At 73.2% G+C, this 5,095-nt stretch carries 3 protein-coding genes (1 of these 3 cut by a window edge); 1 reads left to right on the top strand and 2 read right to left on the bottom strand.

Annotated elements, in window-relative coordinates; translation table 11 throughout:
- Positions 1-796: hypothetical protein (locus D471_RS40225; RefSeq protein WP_017599419.1), on the top strand; the 796-nt coding region annotated here is incomplete at its 5' end.
- Positions 797-913: 117 nt separating this feature from the next.
- Here D471_RS40225 and D471_RS37670 read toward each other — a convergent pair.
- Both D471_RS37670 and D471_RS0115260 read right to left on the bottom strand, forming a co-directional pair.
- Positions 914-3,853 carry an AfsR/SARP family transcriptional regulator gene (locus D471_RS37670; RefSeq protein WP_017599418.1) on the bottom strand — a complete coding sequence of 980 codons (2,940 nt, stop codon included), beginning with the start codon at positions 3,851-3,853 and terminating at the stop codon, positions 914-916.
- A gap of 263 nt (positions 3,854-4,116) precedes the next feature.
- Positions 4,117-5,095 carry the 3' portion of a BTAD domain-containing putative transcriptional regulator gene (locus tag D471_RS0115260; protein WP_017599417.1) on the bottom strand. The gene runs 401 nt beyond the window's last position, so the window shows 979 of its 1,380 coding nt (coding positions 402-1,380); its start codon lies beyond the right edge, outside the window; it ends in the stop codon at positions 4,117-4,119.

The following is a 5,095-nucleotide window of genomic DNA, read 5'->3' as shown; positions in this document are numbered from 1 at the left end:
GCCCGCCGATGGCGTCAACCTCGAAGAACAGGCTGCGGCACTGGCTGTCGAGCTTCCCATCGACGCCTACCGCCTTGGACCCGAGGAGGAGGCGAACTACCTCCGCGCACAGAATCTGCTGGTCCGCACCTGTATGAAGGAGACGGGATTCGACTGGCCGGTGGTGGAGGAGGGGACGGCGGCTGAGGACCAACGCCCCCACCGGCGCCGCTACGGAGTGGTCGACCCCGACGTGGCCGGGGAGTTCGGCTACCACCCGCCACCGTCCCCGGAGGACGAGCGGGTCCTCGACGAGCGTCGGACGTTGCTGGCGGACGAGGACGCGGTCGCCGCCTACGAGGGCCCTGGCGAGGGTGAGGGGTCCGGCTGTCTCGACCTCGCCGTCGCGGAACTGTCCCGCGGAGCCGACGAGGACGCCGACTACGAGCTGTTCACGACGTTGGACTGGGACTCGCTGGACGAATCGGAGAGGCATCCCGACGTCGAGGCGGCGATGGGGGAGTGGAGCTCCTGTATGGCCGGCCGGGGCCACTCCTACGCCGACGTGTGGTCGGCGATGGAGGACGAACGCTGGAACCTCGACGCCCCGGAGATCCCAGGGGCCGAGCGGAAGACCGCCGTCGACGACGTCCACTGCAAGTACGAGACCGGTCTGCTCGACACCTGGACAGCCGTCGAGGGCGAGATCCAACGGTCCATGATCGAGGACCACGCCGCGGAGCTGGAGAGGATCCGCGACGCGAACACGGCCTACGCGCGCAACGCCGAGGCCGTACTCGCCGGGGACGGGGAGTGACCGGGCCCTCCCGAGAGCGGTCCCGACCGGCAGTCGGCCCGGAAGGTCCGCTCCTCGGTGCCCCGCGCCGGAGCCCGCGCCTCCCGTGCCCGTCCCCAGAGACCCGGGACAGAGCCGTCAGGGCGTGATCGTGGTCCTGTCCGAGCGGGCGCGCAGTTCGGCCAGCTGGTCGGCGGCCCGGGCCCTCAGGAGGGCGTAACCGTGTCGGTCCGCCACCGTCCGCGCCTGTTCGGCGAACCAGGCGGCGCGCTCGTCCCGGTCCAGCCCGGCGCAGGCCGCGGCGCGGCCGATCAGAGCCTCGATCGAATGCCAGTGCAGCCCGTCCCGTACCTGGTGCCGCAGGGAGTCGGTGAACAGCGCGTCGGCGTCGGCGTGCCGACCGACCGACAGTTCGGCGCGCCCCCGGGCGTTGAGCGCGGCCGTCACGGCCCACGGCGTCCCCGACTCCTCCGCCGCCCGCGTCGCCCTCCCGGCGTGGGCGAGCGCCGCGGCCGGGTCGTCGGCGTCGCACAGCACCTGGGCCAGACCGGCGAGGGCGACCGCACGCGACGTCGGGCTGCCGATCCCCTCGGCGATCTCCAGCGCCTCCCCGGCGTCCCTCCACGCCGTGTCCGGGTCGCCCAGGGCCCGGCGGTTCCAGCTCATCTCGCACAGCAACCAGTGGAGCAGGGGGCCGGAACCCGACTCGCGGCACGCCTCGATCGACCGGGCGAGCTTTTGGTGTCCCTCCTCCACCTGCCCCATCCACCCGAGGATCGCCCCCAGATGCCCCATCGCGGCCGCCGACCCGGACCGCCAGCCGATGTCCTCGGCCGTCCGCCACGCCCGCCCGAGGACCGGGACCGCCCCGGTGAGGTCGCCCTGGTGGGCGGCGGCCCTGCCCGACCCGAGCAGGGCACGGGCCCGGGTCCGGTTCGCCCCGGGCCCCCGGTGCGCGTCGAGCGCCGCCGTGAAGGACTCCAGCGCCTGCGTGGTGGGACCGAACCGCAGGTGGGCCTCGCCCAGGAGCACGTGCATGGCGGCCTCCGCCTCCGGGTCCGCGCACCTTCGGGCGCAGTCCAACCCGGCCCGTGCGGTGGTCAGCCACGCGGTGTGCGGGCCGCCGTCCCGGATCAGGGGGGACAGCGCCCGGACGAGGCGCACCACCTCCTCGGGTCGGCCGTGCTCACGGGCGTGGACGACGGTCGCGGTGATGTTCCCGCACTCCTCCCACAGGCGCGGCTCGGACCGGTCGACCGCGTCCTGGTAGTGGGCCAGCAGCCGGTGCGCGACCGACTCCCTCTCCCGGTCCGACGCGAGCTCGGCGGCGTGGGCCCGCACGAGGTGCTGGAAACGGTACCGGCCACCGGGGCCGCGTTCGACCAGGTGGTGGGAGTTCAGTTCGCGGAGCCCGTCCGCGGCCAGGTCCGGGGACATGTCGGCGACGGCCGCCGCGGTCTGGTACGTGACCGATCGCAGGGGAACCGTTCCCAGCAGCCGGAAGAGCCGGGCCACGTCCGCTGGCAGTGACCGGTAGGTGCCGGAGAAGGCCGCCGCCACACCGCCGGAACCGCCGTCTCCGGAGAGGAAGGAGAACCGGTCGGCCCCCTGGAGGGCGTTCAGCGCCTCGGCGACGTCCCAGCTCCGGGTGCTGATGTTGGCGGCGGCCAGACGCAGCGCCAGGGGCAGGTGTCCGCAGCGCTCGCCGATCTCCGCCTCGGCCTCCGGCCGTCCGGACAGGGCGCCGGTGACCGACCGCAGGAGTCGGACCGACTCCTGCGGACTCAGCACGTCGAGGCGGACGCGCCGCGCCCCGTGCCGCGCCACGAGACCGCTCAGGTCGCGCCGGCTGGTCACCAGGACCATGCTGCCCCGGCCGCAGGGCAGCAGCGGCGTGACCTGTTCGGCGGTCGCGGCGTCGTCGACCAGCAGGAGCAGGCGCCGGTCCGCGGCCATCGAACGGTAGAGCTTGGCCAGCCCCTCGACGTCGTCGGGCAGGAACCGGTGGTCCGCGCCCAGGCTGTGCAGGAGGTGGCGGAGAGCGTCGTGCGGGTGGACCGGCTGTTCTCCCGATCCGTGCAGGTCCACGTGGAGTTGGCCGTCGGGGAACGACTCCCGGACGGTGTGGCTCCAGCGCACGGCCAGAGCGCTCTTTCCCACCCCGGCGATCCCGGTGACGCACGCGATCGCGTTGGCGTCGCGGGAGCCGTCCAGGATGGCGTCGAGTTCGGCCAGTTCGGCCGTTCGGGCCACGAAGCCGGGGACGTCGTACGGCAGCTCGGCGGGGCGCACGGGGGAGGCGGACGCGGGTGTCGGTTCCGGCTCCTGGACCGCCTCACCGCGCAGCAGCCTCTGTTGGAGCCGTCGCAGACGCGGACCCGGTTCGATGCCGAGTTCCTCCACCAGGTGGTCGCGCAGGCCGGTGTAGACCTCCAGGGCTTCCGGCGTCCGGCCGCAGGCGTGGAGTGCGCGCATCAGGCTCTCGGCGACCGTCTCCCGGGCGGGGTGGAGCGACAGCGTCCGGCGCAGCCCGCCGACGGCCTCCAGGTGGCGGCCGGTGGCGATCTGGAGTTCGTGGATCTCCTCCAGGGCCGACAGGCGCCGCTCCTCCAGCCAGGGACGCGCGGAGTCGGCGAGGGACGGGGTGACACCGGCCAGGGGCGGATCCGACCACAGCGACGCGGCCACGTTCAGGGAGGTGAGCGCGGCGTCGAGTCGCCCCGCGGCTCGGTCGGATCGGGCCTGGGTGAGAAGCCGGTCGAACTCACCGAGGTCGGTCGAGGCGGGATCGACGGTGATCTCGTAGCCGGAGGGGCGCCGGACGATGGTCCGCGCTCCCAGGAGCCCGCGCAGGTGGTGTACGTGTACCTGGAGCTGGCCGCGGGCGTTGCGCGGAGGATCCAAGCCCCACAGCAGGTCGACCAGACGGTCGTCGCCGACCACCGTGCCGGGCTGGAGGAGGAGCGCCGCCAGGACGGTGCGTCGCTTTGGTCCACCGGCATGGAGGGGTTCGCCGTCCTTGACCACCTCGACCGGTCCGAGCAGCCGAAACCGGATACCGCTCCGGTCAGAGCGCACACTTACCCCCGTTGATCAATAAATGAGCAATCTCCACTTTTCGCGATTTTACCGATGAGGGGGAAGGGGAGAAGCGGACATTCGCACACGCGTGCGGGTTCGAAACGCGCGGGGCTGGTGGGGAGAGGGGGTGGGCGATTGTTTCTCCCGTTTCTCGGATTTCCGCGACACGGGTGGGTGAGCTGCCGCGACGGTCCCCGCCTTTCCCGTCTCCTCGCCCTGGCGGGGCCCGTGCCCGGGGTGCTTCGCCGTTTCGGCGGCGGTCAGCGCGGGGCGTCGTCGTCGACGACCACCACCTCGTAGAAGATCCCCGTCATGTTGGGGTAGTAGAGCATGCCGTCGGCGTCCGTCATCTTCCACACGACGTGGCATCGGCCGGGTTCGGTGCCGGCGGTGACGGCGACGCTGATCACGGCCGGTTCCCTGGGCTCGGTGTCGGGAACGGGGACCCGCTCGTCGGAGGTGCAGCTCCCCTCGCCACCGCTCTGCCGGGACATGTACCGGTCCCGCCACGGGATCAGCCCCGTGTTGGTCAGCTGCCAGGTCTTGATGAACTCCTCACCCGGGCTCACCGGGGTGCCGTCGGGGATGGTGATGTCCACGTCGAAGCGCGAGGCGTCCCCGGGGATCGGGCGGATGGTCTCCACCGCCGCCGGTTCGGCGGGTTCCGTCGGGGAGGGAGAGAGCCGAGTGTCGGAGGGTTCGGTGTCCCCGAAGCCGGTGAACTGCGTGACCGCCAGGGTGAGGGCGGATCCGGCGACGGCGCCGACCGTCGTGTGGGCCCACCCGGGAAGGCGGGGCCGCCGTCTCCGCGGAGGGACCGGGGCCGGGGCCGACGGCCTCTCCTCGACCGGTCCGGTCCCGGCCGCGGAGGAGCGCTCGGCCGGGGGAGTGGGGTGTTCGGCCGGTGCCGCGGGGGGACCGGCGGGCTGTGCGGCCGCCTCGTGCTGTTCGCTCAGGATCCGCCGGTGCAGCTCCTGGACCTCCGGTTGGGGGTCGCACCCCAGTTCCTCGGCGAGCCGTCGGCGCAGCCGCTCGTAGGCGTCCAGCGCCTCCGCGGACCGTCCGGAGGCGTGCAGCAGACGGATGAGCCCGCCGTGCAGCGACTCCCGCAGGGGGTGGAGCCCGGTCTGCTCGGCCAGCTCCGCGATGAGGGTGGGCTCGGGACGGCCGTCCCGTAAGGACAGGTCGGCGTACAGCTCCAGGGAGGTGAGGCGCAGTTCGCGCGCCCGCTCCCGCTCG

Source organism: Nocardiopsis lucentensis DSM 44048 (genome assembly GCF_000341125.1).
GTDB lineage: Bacteria > Actinomycetota > Actinomycetes > Streptosporangiales > Streptosporangiaceae > Nocardiopsis > Nocardiopsis lucentensis.
The sequence above is the reverse complement of the archived record's forward strand: the minus strand, read 5'-3'. Positions and strand labels throughout refer to the sequence as shown.